General features: G+C 37.1%; 14 protein-coding genes. 2 read left to right on the forward strand and 12 right to left on the reverse strand.

The window, feature by feature from the left end; translation table 11 throughout:
- The first annotated feature begins 94 nt into the window (after positions 1 to 94).
- Together rluF and AC2TFD_RS16255 are read left to right on the forward strand one after the other, a co-directional pair.
- The gene (rluF, locus tag AC2TFD_RS16250) at positions 95 to 859 is read left to right on the forward strand and encodes a 23S rRNA pseudouridine(2604) synthase RluF (protein ID WP_335515017.1); all 765 of its coding nucleotides are present in this window, start codon (positions 95 to 97) and stop codon (positions 857 to 859) included.
- A 259-nt stretch (positions 860 to 1118) separates the two neighbouring features.
- The gene (locus tag AC2TFD_RS16255; RefSeq protein ID WP_484673577.1) at positions 1119 to 2813 is read left to right on the forward strand and encodes a hypothetical protein; all 1695 of its coding nucleotides are present in this window, start codon (positions 1119 to 1121) and stop codon (positions 2811 to 2813) included.
- A 52-nt stretch (positions 2814 to 2865) separates the two neighbouring features.
- On the opposite strand, the gene AC2TFD_RS16260 is transcribed toward AC2TFD_RS16255, so the two are convergent.
- From AC2TFD_RS16260 to ftsZ, 12 genes are all read right to left on the reverse strand, one after another.
- Complete coding sequence (locus AC2TFD_RS16260; RefSeq protein ID WP_484673578.1) at positions 2866 to 3651, reverse strand: SDR family oxidoreductase; 786 nt, start codon at positions 3649 to 3651, stop codon at positions 2866 to 2868.
- A 162-nt stretch (positions 3652 to 3813) separates the two neighbouring features.
- The gene (locus AC2TFD_RS16265; protein ID WP_335520739.1) at positions 3814 to 4863 is read right to left on the reverse strand and encodes a VanW family protein; all 1050 of its coding nucleotides are present in this window, start codon (positions 4861 to 4863) and stop codon (positions 3814 to 3816) included.
- Between the two features lie 385 nt (positions 4864 to 5248).
- On the reverse strand, positions 5249 to 5818 hold the full coding sequence (locus AC2TFD_RS16270; protein ID WP_335569350.1) for a DNA-3-methyladenine glycosylase I: 570 nt from the start codon (positions 5816 to 5818) through the stop codon (positions 5249 to 5251).
- A 103-nt stretch (positions 5819 to 5921) separates the two neighbouring features.
- Positions 5922 to 7055 carry a glycerate kinase gene (locus tag AC2TFD_RS16275; RefSeq protein WP_335513213.1) on the reverse strand — a complete coding sequence of 378 codons (1134 nt, stop codon included), beginning with the start codon at positions 7053 to 7055 and terminating at the stop codon, positions 5922 to 5924.
- A 142-nt stretch (positions 7056 to 7197) separates the two neighbouring features.
- A complete protein-coding gene (locus AC2TFD_RS16280) occupies positions 7198 to 8529 on the reverse strand; it encodes a TRAP transporter large permease subunit (RefSeq protein ID WP_484673579.1) in 1332 nt (443 codons plus the stop codon).
- A 201-nt stretch (positions 8530 to 8730) separates the two neighbouring features.
- Positions 8731 to 9867, reverse strand: coding sequence for an acyltransferase family protein (locus AC2TFD_RS16285; RefSeq protein WP_335513210.1), 1137 nt, complete (start codon positions 9865 to 9867; stop codon positions 8731 to 8733).
- A gap of 131 nt (positions 9868 to 9998) precedes the next feature.
- The gene (locus AC2TFD_RS16290; RefSeq protein WP_484673580.1) at positions 9999 to 11522 is read right to left on the reverse strand and encodes a DHA2 family efflux MFS transporter permease subunit; all 1524 of its coding nucleotides are present in this window, start codon (positions 11520 to 11522) and stop codon (positions 9999 to 10001) included.
- A gap of 168 nt (positions 11523 to 11690) precedes the next feature.
- Positions 11691 to 13643, reverse strand: coding sequence for a TRAP transporter permease (locus tag AC2TFD_RS16295; RefSeq protein WP_335513206.1), 1953 nt, complete (start codon positions 13641 to 13643; stop codon positions 11691 to 11693).
- Positions 13630 to 14145: a DUF1850 domain-containing protein gene (locus tag AC2TFD_RS16300; RefSeq protein ID WP_335513204.1), complete on the reverse strand. Its 516-nt coding sequence runs from the start codon at positions 14143 to 14145 to the stop codon at positions 13630 to 13632. Before AC2TFD_RS16300 ends, AC2TFD_RS16295 begins: the two co-directional genes overlap by 14 nt.
- A 76-nt stretch (positions 14146 to 14221) precedes the next feature.
- Positions 14222 to 15217: a TAXI family TRAP transporter solute-binding subunit gene (locus AC2TFD_RS16305; RefSeq protein WP_335513202.1), complete on the reverse strand. Its 996-nt coding sequence runs from the start codon at positions 15215 to 15217 to the stop codon at positions 14222 to 14224.
- Positions 15218 to 15370: 153 nt separating this feature from the next.
- Complete coding sequence (locus AC2TFD_RS16310) at positions 15371 to 16354, reverse strand: proline dehydrogenase family protein (protein WP_484673581.1); 984 nt, start codon at positions 16352 to 16354, stop codon at positions 15371 to 15373.
- A gap of 180 nt (positions 16355 to 16534) precedes the next feature.
- Positions 16535 to 17680 (reverse strand): cell division protein FtsZ, encoded by a 1146-nt coding sequence (gene ftsZ, locus AC2TFD_RS16315; RefSeq protein ID WP_484673582.1) that lies wholly within the window; start codon positions 17678 to 17680, stop codon positions 16535 to 16537.
- Positions 17681 to 17847 lie beyond the last annotated feature (167 nt).

Below are 17847 nucleotides of genomic sequence, written 5' to 3' on the forward strand. Positions count from 1 at the left end.
GTCTAGAGAAACCTTTTTCCCCTATTCGAAATTAGTAATAGGTATGAAAAAAAGTTGGCGGGAGTAAACAATGAAAAATTCTTGCCTTGAAATTATGCTGGTAGTTAAGTATTCTAAAAACATAATCCAACATATTAAGGAAGTGTTGAACCTGCGATTAAATAAATTTATTGCCGAGTCTGGAAAAACATCAAGGCGTGGTGCTGATAAATGGATTGAAGAAGGCAGAGTCACGATTAACGGGCAGCTTGCAAAAATGGGCAGTCAAGTTGAGCCTGGAGACGTGGTTCGTGTAAATGGAGAAACCATCAAGGTAGCAAAAACAAATGTCTATATCGCTTTAAATAAACCTGTTGGAATCACAAGTACAACAGAAAAACACGTTAAGGGAAATATTGTAGATTTTGTGAATCATCCACTGCGGATTTTTCATATTGGCAGATTGGATAAAGATTCAGATGGATTAATACTTCTAACAAATGATGGAGATATCGTCAACGAAATTCTCCGTGCCGAGAAAAAACATGAGAAAGAATATATTGTTACCGTAGATAAACCAATTAATTCTGATTTCTTAAAAAAGATGTCAGAAGGAGTGCATATATTAGATACGAAAACACTGCCATGTAAGGTGAAACAGTTATCTAAATATGTTTTTAACATCACATTAACACAAGGGTTAAATCGGCAAATTAGAAGGATGTGTTCGGCGCTTGGGTATTCCGTGGTCCGTCTCCAAAGAATTCGGATCATGAACATTCAATTAGGAAACCTGCCTGTTGGTCAATGGCGGGACTTAACTAAAAAAGAAAAGAACCAATTATTCGCTGATCTTAATTATGAACCTAGAGAATGGTAAATAAGAAGAGTCTTAACGTGTACTACGTTTATGGCTCTTCTTTTTCTATTGTATTCTACAGAAAAAGCTCCACTATGAATTGGTAGTAGAATAAAAAACCGGAATGATAATTATAAAAATTTACTCACTGTCCACCTCAGGCGTACAAATGTACATTAGTGGTGCCTGTCACCAAATTTTTTCACTTTGAAACTTTCGACCTATTTAATCGTATATAGATAGACTTAGGAAAAAGATATTTGATAAAGGGGATTATTTTATGGGGAATATGTTTTTGTTTGCGCTGATTGTTGCGATTGCTTCTGCTCTTGTTCTTATTCCGTTTTTTCGTCCAATTAATACAGATAATAAAAAAAGTACCTCAGAGGATAAAAAGTTTACTCCGAGAGCCATTATTGCAGTAATAGTGATTTTGATTCCTTCTGTTTTTGCTTACTATTATTTTACGAATTTTGATATGAACCTCTCTTCACTATGGGTTCATGCCATTATTATTACTGCATTGGGCGCGTTAATATCTACTGGAATGGAAATGAAAGTGAAAGCACTACTCTTTGCAGTTAGTTTGATTCTAGGAATTTACTTTCTCACTGCCTTCCTATTTAATGCAGATGAAAAATATGAAATTGCAAAGATGGACCAGAAGGTAGAAATTAAGACCTTCGACGAAAAAGAAACACCTGCCAGCGTACCACCAGAATTTGCTCGAAATAAAATGAAAAAGGCTTTTGGCCAGGTCCCGAATACAAGTTATTACGAACTAGGAAACCTTCAAATCCAGAAGGTGAACGATGAATATGTTTATATTGCACCTGTCGAATTTTCAGGATTCTTCAAATGGTGGAAAGGCAAAGAAACACCTGGCTATTTTACTTTAAGTGCAACGGATTCATCAGCGAACCCGAAATTCATTAATTCCACAATGGTCTATACACCATCTTCCTTTTTCAATAAATCGATTGAGCGTCATATTCGTATGCAATTCCCCAAACACATTTTCTATGGTGATGTTCAACTAGAAATTGATGATGAAGGTATACCATATTATATCCGTTCTTACGGTGAATTTGTTTCCGCCCGAAATGGATTTGATGTTAAAGGTGTAGTGGTAGTAGATTCGAAGAATGGGGATACCAAGTCATACACCTTAACAGATGTTCCTGAGTTTATTGATGGTGCCGTTTCACCTGAGATTGTCAGCTTACAAAACAGCTATTTTGGAAACTATATTCATGGCTTTTGGAATAGTCTTTTTGGGAAATCAGATGTAAAACTCCCCTCTGACGAAGGAACTGAGGCAAATGTAAGCCCGATTTTCGATCAAAACGGGGTAATGTTATATTTCACTGATTTCACGAGTCCTAAAGAAGGCGTAGATTCCATGCTTGGTTACTCACTTACAAACTCTCGTACAGGTGAAGCTACTTACTATACTGGAAATCCTGAAGAATCCTATATGGACTCACAGGGTGCTTTACAAATTATCGAAAAGAAGTTTATTGAAAAGAAATGGCATGGTGAAATGCCAGTTATTTATAATTTCTATGGTGAAGCTAGCTGGTTGACACCTGTTTTAGATTCGAACGGCTTTTTACAGAACTATTTTATTGTTTCAGCCGCGAATCCAGAAATATCCGTTTTCGGTGTAACACCAAACGAAGCTTTAAAACAATATAAAACAGCCCTGCAACGAGGCGGCGGTTCTGTTGATGGCAGTTCAAAAGCCGATGAAAAAAAAATAACAGGTACAATTCTACGGGTTTATAAAGAAAAATCAGGCGATTTCACCGTGGTTTCTTTCCTATTAGACAACAAGAAAAGCTATATCATATCCTCAGAAAAAGAACCATTAGTCATTTATCTAAAAGAAGGTGATAAAGTCAACATCACCTATTTGGATACGGAGGAAGACTTCCTTCCAGCAAAAGAAATTGTGATTGAAGGTCTAGAATAATAAATGAAAACACGATGAAGGTGTGATTCCTCCATCGTGTTTTTTTGGAAGTTTATAATAGAGACTCTGCACCATCAAGGTAAATTTCGGTTCCGGTGATGTGTTTCGATTGTTTAGATGATAAAAATAACACAAGATCCGCTACTTCTTCTGGCTTTCCTGAACGTTGACCAAGGGGATGATTTCCTTCTGGATAGTTGATTGGAATTTCTATTTTCTTTAAATCTTCTTTTTCTTTCCATGTATTTTCATTTATATGTGTTTCAATTCCTCCCGGACATATAATATTTACCCGTATTCCATATCGAGCTAATTCAAGTGCCGCCATTTTTCCAAATCCCATTTGACCTATTTTTGAAGTACTATAAGCGGACATTCCAAAACCTGTAAATTTACGATTACCATTAATGGAGCTTGTGATAATCATACTGCCGCCGTTCTTCTTCATATAAGGTATGGCATATTTGGTTGTTAAAAAGGTACTTCGTAGATTATTAGAAATAGTTAAATCCCAATCCTCTGGTGAAAGGTCCTCAATTGGTGCTACTACACCATTAATACCAGCATTAGCAAAAACAATATCAAGTCTTGACCATTTCTTTAAAACAGCGTCATAACTCTTCTTCATGTCTACATCTGAAGAAACATTGGCTTCCAATATCAGGGCCTCACTCCCCTTTTCCTCCACCAACTTCTTAACCTCTTTACAGTTTTCCGGATGCAAATCAACTAGAGCAATTTTCGCTCCGTTTTCTGCTAACTTTAATGCTGCAGCGCGGCCTATTCCAGAACCTGCACCAGTAATGAATGCAACTTGTCCATCTAATAATAAATCCATTAATTTAACAATCCTTTTTTTAACTTATAATACCCTTTTTAAAAGGTGTCATTCTTGAAAGTTTGGATAGGGCTAATCCATACTTGGATAGGATGCAAAATTGAAAAGACACCATCCGTTTAGGATGATGCCTTGACCTTATAATGTTCAGATAATACAAACCTATCTTTTTTGAAGTAAGCTTTGATAGGCAGCAGAAGTTCTCATCTCAACGGTTAAGGTTCCATTTGGATTATAAACGGCCTTAATTAATATTGGCACTCCCGCTGTATTCTTAAATTGAAAATCTTTTCCACCATATGAAACCGTTGCATCCCGACCTACTGGTACGTACCCCACTGTTAGGGAATGATGGTGCCATTCAACATAGTCAACAGCCAATTGATCAACAGCATTAAACAAGGTAGATGATGTTTGACAAATACCGCCGCCAATTCCCATCACCAGCTGCTTATTAACAATTTCTTGAGCTGGCTGATAACCATGTGCTTCATCACTCGGACCCACTGTATGATTAAAAGAGAATATATCTCCTACTCCAACAATGACATTATCGATTGCTTGTGCAGACAGTTCAATGTTTTTATTTCTCCCTGTGACACTCGGATTAAATTTTGTTGTATAGGTTGCAACCACAACTTCAGCTAAATGGGCTGCGTCTTCAGGCTTATAGCCGCTTTCGGTAACATAAATTGGCAGGAATACATCTCCGCCATTTACAGATGCTTCGATTATTTTTGTAACTAGCTCTGCTTCTTCAAGAATGACTCTTGGTTTCCCTTTGATAACTTGACCATTTGCGTCAATTTTATCCAGTATCATTTTGGTGTCGTAACCAGGTGTTGTTTCTGTCCCTCTCGCTAATTCTTTAGCCCAGTTTCCAAGCTCTTTTTTATATTTTTCATTATCCGTTCCAAACCCAAAATCAACAGGAATGAAGCTTTTAACAATATTTTTTGTACCAGGATCTATTACATTTACAACTTTTGGCTTTTTAGCTTCTTCCGCTGCTATTCTCTTAGCTTCGGCTTCTGCTGCAGCTTTTTTCGCAGTTTCTTCAGCGGCTTTTTGTTCTTCCAGCTTCTTTTCTTGTTCCATTACATTATTCTTTTGTACAGACTCCTTACCTGCTGATGTTTTCTCCGCACACCCAACCAAACCTATTAAACTTGCAATTAAAATAGTAAATAGCACCCATTTCCGCATAACCATGACTTCTCCTTCTTTCCCAAAATCTCGCCATCCCAAACGAAAACACTTCCAAATATTCAGAAAAAGGAATCCATATCCATTCACCTATTCTATTCCGTGCTAAATTCTCATATTCCTGCGAAATTTTCTAGATTAATATTCATTTACAAAAATTCCCTTTAATACAATATACCTATTAGACGATTAATTACCTGATTAGTTTCAAAATTGGTTAAAAAGTAATTGTTTTTTATTAAGAACAATATAATATAGATCTAGTGCTAAGTAAATATTTAATAAACGTCATTATCTCCCTTTATTCGCCTATTTACACGTTCATTATAATGGACAAAAAAAAGACCCATTATCAACGAGTCTCCACTTGATTATTCTATTCCTAATATTTTCATTTACATTTAAGCTTATAACAAAAGCACGATTCTACATGATCATTAACCATCCCTGTCGCCTGCATGAAAGCATAACAAATCGTTGAACCGACAAATTTAAAGCCTCTTTTTTTCAAGTCCTTACTTAGCCTATCACTTATTTCTGTTGTAGCTGGAACCTCTGATAATTTTTTGAAGTGATTGTAGATAGGCTTTCCATCAACAAACGCCCATATATACTGGCTGAATGAACCAAATTCATCTACAATCTTTAAAAATGCTTTTGCATTCGTTACGACAGCGTTAATTTTAAGTTTATTTCGAACAATTCCTTCATTTTGTAAAAGTTCTTCTATTTTCTTTTCATCATATGAAATAATTTTTTTTGCATCAAAATAATCAAATGCTTCGCGGTAATTTTCCCTTTTCTTCAAAATCGTGTACCAGCTTAACCCTGCTTGCGCACCTTCTAAGTTCAAATATTCAAATAACAGCCGATCGTCAAAAACAGGTACACCCCATTCTTGGTCATGATATTCGATATAAAGTGGGTCCTGATTCACCCAACCGCATCTTTTCGTTGTCAAACACTCCACATCCATTCTTTTTAACAAACAAATTATAATTAGTAATTTATTCACATTATACATAAAAAACAAACAGCCATCGAATGATGACTGCTTAATGGATTTATCTAGTTAATTTAATCACTCGACAGATATTTTCTGCAGCGAAGGATAGATTTGCTTCACCGGATTTCAATGCTTCATCTAAAGTAGAAACACCTTTTAGTATTCCAATAATGGAGGTAAATCCATTTTCATAAAGAGGTTCTACACCACTGCCAATTCGTCCTGCAAAAGCTACCACTGGAATAGAATACTTCTTTGCTATTGAAGCTACTCCAAATGGTGTTTTGCCAAATAACGTTTGCCCGTCAATACTGCCTTCCCCGGTAAAAACATAATCAGCTCCTATAATTCTTTGCTCAAGACCCGTATATTCAATGACTAAGTCAATACCTTTTTTTAGATTAGCATTTAAAAATGCCATTAATCCCGCACCAAGACCTCCAGCAGCACCTGCACCTTCTGTATGTGCTATTTCTTTACCTAGCTCACGTTTGATAACCTCAGCGTAATGAGCTAAGTTTTGATCCAAAAGCTGTACTACTTCAGGTGAAGCACCCTTTTGTGGTCCAAAAACAGCAGATGCACCATTTACCCCCACTAATGGATTCGTCACATCACAAGCCACATCAATTTTCACATTCTCAATTCTTTTATCTAATCCGGTTAAATCGATAGAAGAAATTTGATTTAATGAACCACCGCCGAAGGTTAATTCTTGACCGTTCTTATCTTTAAAGGAAACACCGAGTGCTTGGAGCATTCCTACTCCTCCATCATTCGTGGCACTTCCCCCAATCCCGATTAAAATACGGGTCACACCTTTGTCTAGTGCATGTTTGATTAATTCACCTGTACCAAACGTAGTAGTCACTAAGGGGTTACGGTCTTCTAGTTTAATGATTTCTAATCCACTTGCACTTGCCATTTCTATAACAGCTGTTTGACCTTCACCTAAAAGACCATATTCCGCAATAACTTTTTCACCTAACGGGCCTATAACTTCTGTTTTAATTATTTCCCCATTTGTCATACTTACAAGTGATTCAAGCGTCCCTTCTCCTCCATCAGCCATAGGAACAATCACACATTCTGCGTCTGGAAAAACCGAATGTATCCCTTTTTCCATTGCAAGGGCAGCTTTTTTTGCGGACATACTCTCCTTAAATGAATCAGGCGCTAACACAAACTTCATCATAATCTGTCCTTTACATTTAAAGTAGAAAAATTAATATTTATATTTTCTTAATATTTGGATAAAGAGAGGGTTATCTTACAACCACCCTACTATAATTTATCGCACCAAGCAAGGACGCTTCAAAAGTGAAGGCTTTTCTTTATCCTATTATGGAAATAATACCAATTCCAATTATCGCAATAACCGATAAGTGCAATCCGTTAAAGCGCAGGCCAGTCTGTACACCTGATATTCCTGCAAATCGGCTCACCATAAGGTTTAATCCTGAGAATGGACTTAGTGCTGAGGAAATAGACCAAGTTAGTAATAGCAACAATGCGAGGCTAATGTTACTAATTCCTAACTCTACAGCGTTTAACTGCATAGCTAAAGCCCCTACCGCCGCAATTTGGTGGATCCCCAAGTAAGTAATACTTAATACAATTACCATAACAGCAATAGCAAATAACACGAATGATTGTTGCGCTAAAGTCGTTAGAAAGTCACTAATTCCATTTGCAACCGGAGTACCTTTCAGGGCGAAGGCCAACATCCCGGCACTCATAAATAGCATAATTTCATTGTTCAACATCAAAACGGTTCGATCTCGAAAATCTATTAATCTCGGAACAAGTTCGCTCCAGCGTTTTGTCTGTATACCAAATAAAAGTGGAATGATGATTGACAAGAGACAGACGATAACAATCATCGACCAGCTTGTCAGCTTCTCTATAAGTAAACAGGAACTAATTAACACGATCACAAAAAACACTAATTTCGTAAGTTGATTTCGATATTGTTTTTCTAACGGAACCTTTACGCCTTCTTCTTTTGATAACGGGTTTCGTCTTTCCCAAATTGCAAACAATAGGTTACCAATTACTAAAGACAGCAGGGAAAGAGCTACACCATAAATAATATAATCCTTGTACGGTATATTTAAATAATGCAATACAAGTGAGACGGACGCAAAATATGGTGACCACATGACCGCAGTAGAAAAACCAACAAGATAGCCCTTTGCTGACAAAGCAGCAGGGAGTTTTAATTCCTCTAAAAATTCATTGATGATCCTTACTGAACCTAAATTCAATATCGGTGTTAACAAAAATAATGTCCCCGTAATACCTGCATATAACTTTTTTGGCTGTAGTAATAAATTACGTAACAACACAGATATGGAATGGAAATATCCACCTAACCTAAGTGGGATTGAAAGTAGTGGAGCAAGTGTGATTAAACTCAACAACGGGAGGATTAAAAATATCCCCTCACTTATTCCAGCGATTCCTGTACCTTTATTCCACTCAATCATTAACCCTCCAGTCATCATCATAATCCCAAGCCAACGTGGAAATTTATCAGCCTTTAGAGCACTTCCCAAAAATGCAAGTATAGATAGGGCAACTACCGCATACTCAAGCCACTGCATCTTTAAAAAGTATTGAAATAAGAATAATACACACATCCCTATGATGAGATAACTTCGCATTGCTGTCTCTCCTTGAGGAAAAGAGAAAAGAAAGTAACTTCTCTTTCACTTAATCTATTTAGTATTTTTTTATTATAGTAGTCCCTTTATACCTACATTTCAATTAAATTCAAAAAGAGTTTCTAAAAGTTAACATTTCGAGCCTAAAAAGATAAAAAACTAGTTTTAATATGAGGACTGAGTTTTTAATTATTGATCCTTTCAATGTTCTTCGGTTTGAATGTTTGTTTGGATATCGATTGTTTTTCTTCTATTCCCTTTCATCCCAAATAGGATCCGTATAAAGGAGACTTTTATAATAACAAATTGATAGATGAACATAATAATAAGAAATGCAGTGATAATGATAAATAAAAGTTTAAACTGGATAGACCAATCGTATTCCGCAATAAAAAATCCTACTGTAACAATGATCGGCTGATGTAGTACATAAAATGGCATGGATGCTTCGTTACCATAGTTAAGCCATTTATTTGTATAGGATAGCTTACTGTCTGCAAAAGTAAAAATGACGAGCAGCCAACTCCAACCATTTAAACCTTTGACACAAGCAAGGAAAATTGAAGCCCCGACACCTGCATCAGTCATACCTGTCATGAAACCATAAACAAATACTATGGTGGTCACCATTGCAACTGACATATTAAATGCGGGCATTTTTTGAACAACCTCTATGAATGTCTGGTTGGCTAAGAAAAAATAACCATATAGAAAAATGATTAAATAAATACTAATATCCCAGCCACCTAAATTTACAATATCCACGAAACTGGTTACTAGCATCAGTGGAATTGCTAATAGATAGAGGTGCAATGGTTTTAACTCTCTGGAAATAGATGGTTTCTTTTTAAGAAACAATGGCAGTGTGAGCAGACTAAAAACCGTAAGAACCAAAAGGTACCACAAGTGGAGTCCAACAAAGGCAAAATTCCCTGTACCTCCTATATCGAGATAAACTCCATCAAAATAGTGAGGGAACCATGTAAAAAATGATCCAGAAAATTGCCCATGACTAACCCGTTCCATATAGATTTGAGGAGGAGTCAATATTAATACACCAAATAAGAGAGGGATTCCTAGTCGTGTTAGTCTTTCTTTAAGATATTGTTTGCCAGTTCTTCTCTGTAAGGCGTAGCAGGAATTGATTCCCGATAATGCAAAAAAAATGGGCATTAGCCATACACTCATAAATAAAGAAATGCCCGTTATTATTGTTGGGTCTGTTTGATTATTTTTAACATGCCAAGCCCATGGATTAAAAAACATAAAACAATGATAGATGAAAACAGCAATCGTCGCTAAAACTCGAATCCAATCTAAATCATATCTTCTTTTCAACGAAAATTTCCCCCTATAAAAAACGCAAAACTATTTTCCAATGTAATTATAAAACATTTACAAATAGTCGGAAATCATTTCCACAAAAAAAGAAATCGATTTTTATTTCGATTTCTTTGTAATATTTCTTGCTATGCCAATTCATTTACGGCTTTTTTAGTTGTTTGGGTAGTATTTTCATTATCCTCTGCCGGCACAGCGCGTTTGATAAAGCAAGCAAGTATCAATGCAACACCAATAATGATTGCTGATATGAAGAAAGTAAAATTAATTCCTTCTAACATTGATTGCATCGCAATTTGCTGTTTCATCTCCGCTAAGCCAGCTGCAGTTGGCTGCTCAGTCATATTTTGCACATTGACTTGTGATAGTTCTTTTCCATATGAAGCAGAACGATTAGACATAAGGGTAATCAATAAACCAGTACCGATGGCAGCTGAAACCTGCTGCATAGTATTATTCATCGCAGTGCCATGCGGATAAAAACGTTGTGGTAATTGATTTAACCCGTTCGTCGACACTGGCATAAACACCATCGACATTCCAAACATCCGAATGGCGTGTAAAATAACTAAAGACATATAGGTTGTTTCAAAAGATAACCTGCTGAAATAATAAGTTGTAACCGTAGTAATAAACAAGCCTGTAATCGCAAGTATCCTGCCGCCAAATTTGTCAAATAATCTTCCGGTTACAGGTGACATGAATGCATTTACTAAAGCTCCAGGCAAAAGCATTAAGCCCGCATCCAATGGAGATATTCCACGAATGGTTTGAACATAAATAGGGAGAAGCAAAAACCCTGAAAACATTGCAATATTTACAATTGCAGAAATAGCTGATGATAATGCAAACATATTATATTTAAAAATCCTAAAATTCAGCATCGGGCTCTCTTGTTTTAATTGGCGTAAGATAAACCCTATCAAAGAAATAACCCCAATAATAATCGTCAAATAAACTTGAGGGCTGTACCATCCTTTACTGCCAGCTGAACTAAATCCATAGAGAAGCCCTCCAAAACCAATGCTTGAAAGTAAAAGCGAAAAGAAGTCAAGTGTGATATCAACTTTTTCTTTTTTATCTTTGAGCTTTATGAAGCCTATCAAGAGAATAACTGCTGCAATAGGCGTGATGAAATGGAACAGCATTCTCCAATCATAATGTTCAATGATCCAGCCAGATAAAGTAGGACCAATTGCCGGTGCAAACATGAGGATTAAACCAAAAACCCCCATCGCTGTTCCCCTTTTTTCAATAGGAAAGCTTACTAACATTACATTCATTAAGAGCGGCATCATGATAGCTGATCCAGCTGCCTGTACCATTCTAGCACTTAACAATAAAGGGAATGCATGGGCAATACCAGCAATAACCGTCCCGGCTGTAAATAAACCCATAGCCACTAAAAATAACCTTCGAACAGTATATTTTTGTATTAAGAAGGCAGTACTAGGAATCATAATCCCATTTACCAACATAAATCCAGTGGTCAGCCACTGAACAGTTGAAGTATCCACATTTAAGTCCTTCATAATGGAAGGCAGTGCAACATTTAATAGAGTATTATTTAGGAAAGAAATAAAAGCACCTACCATTAAAACGGCAATAATTCCGTATGGTGGTGAGTCAGTTTTTTGTAAGGATTGTTCCATTGGTGTGTTCCTCCTGTAGTATCCTGTTCATATGTATTGGTAAATTCATACATGAACTTTATCTTAAACTACAGTTCGATTATTTTCAATGAAAGTAAATTGAATCTAGATGAGTCCAAAGCAAAAATCGAGATCTCTAAAAAAGAGTCTCGATTTTTGTTTTAATACTTAATGTTGTACTTTTGGCATTTGCCCCTGCTTAAAGAAATATTGTAGGGCAAGCAGGATTGCAAATAAAACTAAGCCAATTATGTCAGAGATAGTTTCAGGGTAGATTAAACATAATCCTGCACCTATTGCAGCTATCCGTTCAACCCAATGTAATTTTCTCATCCAGAATCCAATTACCCCTGCACTAATCGCAATCATCCCCGTAAATGCTGTAAACACAACCCAAATCAAATAAGTCCATGTTGTATCAATCATCAACAATTCCGGGGACAAAACAAACATATAAGGGATAATGAATGCAGAAATGGCCAGCTTGGTTGATTCTACACCAGTTCGAAACGGCTCGCCGCCCGAAATCGCTGCAGCTGCAAATGCAGCTAATGCAACTGGAGGAGTAATATCAGCAACAATTCCGAAATAGAACACAAATAAGTGAGCTGATAAATCTGGAACACCTAATAAAATAATTGCTGGTGCAGCTATCGTTGATGTAATTACATAATTAGCAGTTGTCGGTGATCCCATTCCTAATATTAAGGAAGCTATCATGGTTAAAAACAAGGTCGGCAGCAGTGCCCCTCCAGCAAAATCTAGCAGACCATTCGCCATTTTCAACCCTAGTCCTGTTTTCGTTACCACTCCTACAATAATCCCTGCCGCCGCACAGGCCGCAGCAACACCTAATGCTGACCTTGCCCCGTCTATTAAGGCATCAATAATTCCTTTAAATCCGATTCTCGTATTCTTTTTAAACGCACTTACCACAACCGTTATGACAATCGACCAAAGTGCAGCCCTAATAACACTCATTCCTGAACTTAACAAAAGAACAATCGCAATGATAGGAAGTAATAAGTAGAGTTTTCCTAGAACCTCTTTTCTATTAGGCATTTCTTCCTTTGTTAACCCACGAAGACCTATTCGCTTTGCTTCAAAATGTGTCATAATCCAAATACCTGTAAAATATAGAACAGCTGGTATCGCTGCTGCCTTGGCAATTTCCCAGTAGCTGATTCCACCAATAAACTCTACCATTAAGAATGCCGCAGCACCCATAACCGGCGGCATCAATTGGCCGCCAGTAGAGGAAGAGGCCTCGACTGCACCTGCAAATTCCTTTTTATAACCCAGATTTTTCATCATCGGTATTGTAAAAGCTCCCGAGGTTACCACGTTAGCAACAGAACTGCCGCTAATGGTACCTTGTAAAGCACTTGAAAATACGGCAACTTTCGCAGGTCCGCCTACACTCCTGCCTGCAATCGCAATGGATAAATCGTTAAAATACTCTCCAACTCCTGTTTTGATTAAAAAGGAACCAAAAAGTAAGAAGAGAAAGATAAATGTGGATGATACCGCTATCGGAGTCCCAAGAATCCCTTCAGTTGTAAAGAACATCGTTTGAACTAAGCGCTCTAATTCGAGTCCTCTATGCGCAATTACACTCGGCATATAGGGACCAAAAACCGCATAGACCATAAAAATGATTGCGATAATGGTAATAGGCAGTCCAACTGTTCTGCGAGTTGCCTCTAAAACTAGTACAATTGCTGCAATACCCACAAAAAAGTCAATCTGCGTTACATTCCCTGACCTCAATACCAACTCATCAATCATGAGTGGCCAGTAAGCACCTACAACCACAGAAATGACAGCAAAGATGATATCATACCAAGCAACTTTGAATTCCTTTCCCCGATTTTTCTTTTTCGCTGGAAAAAGGAAAAAAATAAGTGCCAGGGCAAATCCTAAGTGAATAGAACGTTGAAGCTGCGCTGTCAGCGTTCCAAATATTCCTGTATAGAGGTGAAATAAAGAAAATAACAATAAGCCAGTAAAGGCGATCCAGCCTGCTATACCTTTTAGTTTTCTTGTTCCTGCTTCAGGATCATACTTTTCCAAAAGTTCCTGTTGTTTCTCATCAGACAGTGTCTGTTCAAAGTGATTCAAGTATATTCACTCCTTTCCAAAGGTCAATAAAGTTCAATGTACGAATTTCTACTTTTACAGACGTCCCAGGCGGAATAGAATGGGATAATGGATATTCTACATTTTTAAAAATCACAGTATGATTGGCACGAACCTGTCCGATTCGTAAATGAAAGAAAGGAAAAATCCGTTTCATATTTTTAATGTAATAGGAGCCATTTAGGACCTCAAACGTTTCTCCTTCTTCAGCATTTGAAGGCATGCCGATTGAAAAGTCTTCATACATCAGCTCATATTGGTGAATTTTTTTGCTGGGAGTGATTTTGTAACTTTCAACAACATCAGTTAAATGAATCGAATGGGTGTATTTAATTTTAAATTGAGTTTCCTCTTTTGTTGGGATGTAAGCCATGTTTGCATTACTATCGTTTGGTTGGAAAACAATAGATTGTTGTTGTGGAATGAATACATAAATAATAATCATGGAGATTGATAGAAATAGGACTAAAAGAACGTTTTTCATCCAACCCTCCTATCCACTGGAAAAAGGAGGCCGGCTCGTGCTCAGCCGGCCATTCATAGTACCTGAGGTGAAACGGCTACTGTGCTTTAACACCCTTTTCATCAAAATATTTTTGTGCGCCAGGATGAACATCAATTCCCACACCATTTAAGGCATTTTCTACCTTAATTAATTTCCCCTTTGCATGTGTCACTTTGTCAAGATTTTCAAAAATTGCTTTTGTAACATCATAAACAACGTCCTCTGAAAGATCGCTGCTTGCAACAAGCATCGCTTGAACGGCTACTGTGGTTACAGCTGCTTCTAATCCATAGGTTCCAGAAGGAATCTCTTCTTTTACATAGAAAGGATACTTTTTAATTAAATCGTCGATTTTGCCTTGTGCAATCGGAACAATAACAACATTCTCTGTTGCTCCAAGACTTTCAACCGCTCCTGTAGGTGTTCCTGCTGTTACAAAAGCCGCATCAATCGTACCGTCTTGAATGCCTTGGGTAGATTCATCGAATGATAGATCTTGTTTTTGGATATCATCAAATGTCATACTGTGTACTTCAAGAATTTGTTGGGCATTTGCTACTGTACCGGATCCTGGTGCACCCACTGATACCTTTTTCCCTTTTAAATCTTCAATTGAAGTAATGCCGGATTCCTTCGTTGTAACAATTTGAATGGTTTCTGGATATAACGTAGCGATCGCTTTCACGTTATCAACCTTATTATTTTCAAACATTAATTTACCGTCCACTGCATACGAAGCGATATCTGTTTGGGAAAATGCAATTTCTGCATCGCCATTCTTAAGGGTGTTCATGTTCTCAGCGGAAGCACCACTTGTTTCAGCATTCGTCTCAATTCCTGTTTCATCTTTAATAATCTTAGCAAAGGAGCCTCCTAACGGGTAATAGGTTCCTCCCGTACCACCTGTTAAAATACTAACAAATTTTGGTTTGTCTTCCCCAGATCCACTGCCTGGTTTTTCCTCAGCTTCTTCTTTGTTTCCACAAGCTGCCAGAATCATCGATAGTGTTAAGAGAAAGGCCATCGTAAGGTATAATCTTTTCTTCTTCATAAAATTGCCCCCTTTTTATAAAATACAGGTTCATCAATCCATTCTTATTATTGAAAAGTAATAAACTTGTCAATTTTACTCATAATAGTTCTTTAGACCTATATAAACACAAAAAGAAAAACCCTCTCATTTGAGAAGGGTTGGTTTAAAGGTTTATCTTCGTTTCTTTTTGGTATTCTTAGTCAATCTGCCTAACAAGAACGCTCCAGCCGCAACTCCAATTACAGTGTTTGTTTTTTTATTAAAAACCTGCTTAGCAACAAGATTTAAATTCTGAGGTCTTTCTGCTAGACGTCTCATAAAATATCCATACCAATCATCTCCGAAAGGAACATAAGTACAGAAATTATATCCTTCACTTGCTAATTGCAGTTGAAGTTCTTTTCTAAAACCATAAAGCATCTGGAACTCAAATTGTTCATTCGGTATGTTATTTCGTTTTACAAAATCCTTCACATGGTTAATGATCCTATGATCATGTGTAGCAATAGAAGTAAATTTGCCGTTCAATAGATGCCACTCGATAAGCTTGATGAAGTTTGAATCTATGTCTCTTTTATTTTGGTAAGCGTATTCAAAAGGCTCCTTATAAGCCCCTTTTACAATTCGCAAACGATAGTTTTTATATTTTTCAAGGTATTCATCACCACGTAGCAAATATGCTTGGATAACAGTCCCTACGTTTGCATATTCCTTAGATAAATCATCCAAAACATCAAAAGTTGGCTGCAGGTGGCTGGTATCTTCCATGTCAATATTAACAAAAATACCATAGTTGTTTGCACGATCAACAATTTCTCTTATATTACTTAAGCAAAAGTTATATTCTATATCCAAACCTAATTGTGTTGGCTTTAAAGAGATATGTGCATCCACTTTATACTCGTGAATCGCTTCAATAACGTTAAGAATTTGTGCTTTTGCCTCTAACGCCTCTTTTTCTTTAAAAACAAATTCTCCTAAGTTATCAACTGTACAAGAAATTCCGTGTGCATTTAGCTCTTTAATACTTTTGATGACTTCATCGATATTGGTTCCGGCAACTACACTCTGTGCCCCCAATTTTAGGCCATATTTTTTAGCAGCATTATTTAAAAATTGGTTTTGAGATAAACCTATAAAAATATCTTTTAACATAGCGATTACCCCCTGCTGTTGTTATTTCAATATTATTTTAGCATAAAAGTTTAAAAAATCTTCTCATAATTATAAAAATATGATCAGCCCGGCAAATTGGTACACTTACTTTCTCTATTGCTGCACAAAAAGACCGCTAAGTAATATTCTCAGCAGTCTTTTTGAATCATTGTGGTTATCTTATCTTCTATTACGATTGCGCAGGAATGTTGGGATATCCAGTGCATCTTCTGTTTGTTGTTGCCGCGGTCTTTCATTGGTATGGTTAACATCTTCTTTCACACTGTGCTCCCGTCTGGCTATTCCTTGTAATTGCGGTTTTGTGGTTACATCTCTTGACGGACCAGTTGATGGCCTTTTATGAGAAAGATCCATCTCGGAAAAACCAGTTGCAATGACGGTAATCATGATTTCATCTTTATAATTTTCGTTAATAATCGAACCGAAAATCATATTTAATTCCTTGTCTGCAGCAGAAGAGACAATATCCGCAGCCTCTTGAACTTCATACAGACTCAAATTACTACCACCAGTGATATTCATTAATACACCCTGTGCTCCATCGATCGAAGTTTCTAGAAGCGGGCTTGAAATGGCCTTCTTTGCGGCTTCTACAGCACGGTCTTTCCCTTTGGCAAGGCCAATCCCCATCAAAGCAGTCCCTTGGTTTGACATGATGGTTTTAACGTCGGCAAAATCAAGATTGATTAATCCAGGTACCGCAATTAGATCAGAAATACCTTGAACACCCTGACGGAGCACATTATCAGCCTCACGGAATGCTTGAATCATTGGTGTCTTTTTATCAACGATTTGCAGCAAACGATCATTGGGAACAATAATCAAGGTGTCTACTGCTTGACGCATTAAATCAATACCAGCAGCTGCATTAGTGGCCCGTTTACGACCCTCAAAACCGAATGGACGTGTAACCACACCAATGGTTAATGCACCTAACTCACGTGAGATTTGCGCAATGGCAGGTGCAGCTCCAGTCCCAGTTCCCCCGCCCATACCAGCGGTAACAAAGACCATATCTGCGCCTTTTAGCACTTCTTGAATTTGCTTTTTGCTTTCCTCAACGGCATTTCTTCCAACCTCAGGATTTGCCCCGGCTCCTAACCCCCTTGTTAAGGTTGCACCAATTTGCATTTTTATCTCAGCTTTTGATAGTTTTAAGGCTTGGGCGTCTGTATTAACAGCAATGAATTCAACACCTTGTACACCGTCTTCAATCATACGGTTTACCGCGTTATTCCCACCGCCGCCAACACCTATTACCTTTATTCTCGCTACTTGATCTATGTCCAATTCAAAATCCCACATTATCTATTTCCTCCTGCTCCCGCAAAATTCATTTCCTCATTATTCAAAAAATTCTAGTGCGTCTATTAAAATCTAATTATTAGCAGATTCATTACTATAATCTACCAAAATTATCTTTTTGTGAATTTTGTCGAAACTTTTGTCCTTAAATCCTATTTTAACAAAAA

The organism is Neobacillus sp. plas4, assembly GCF_057221695.1.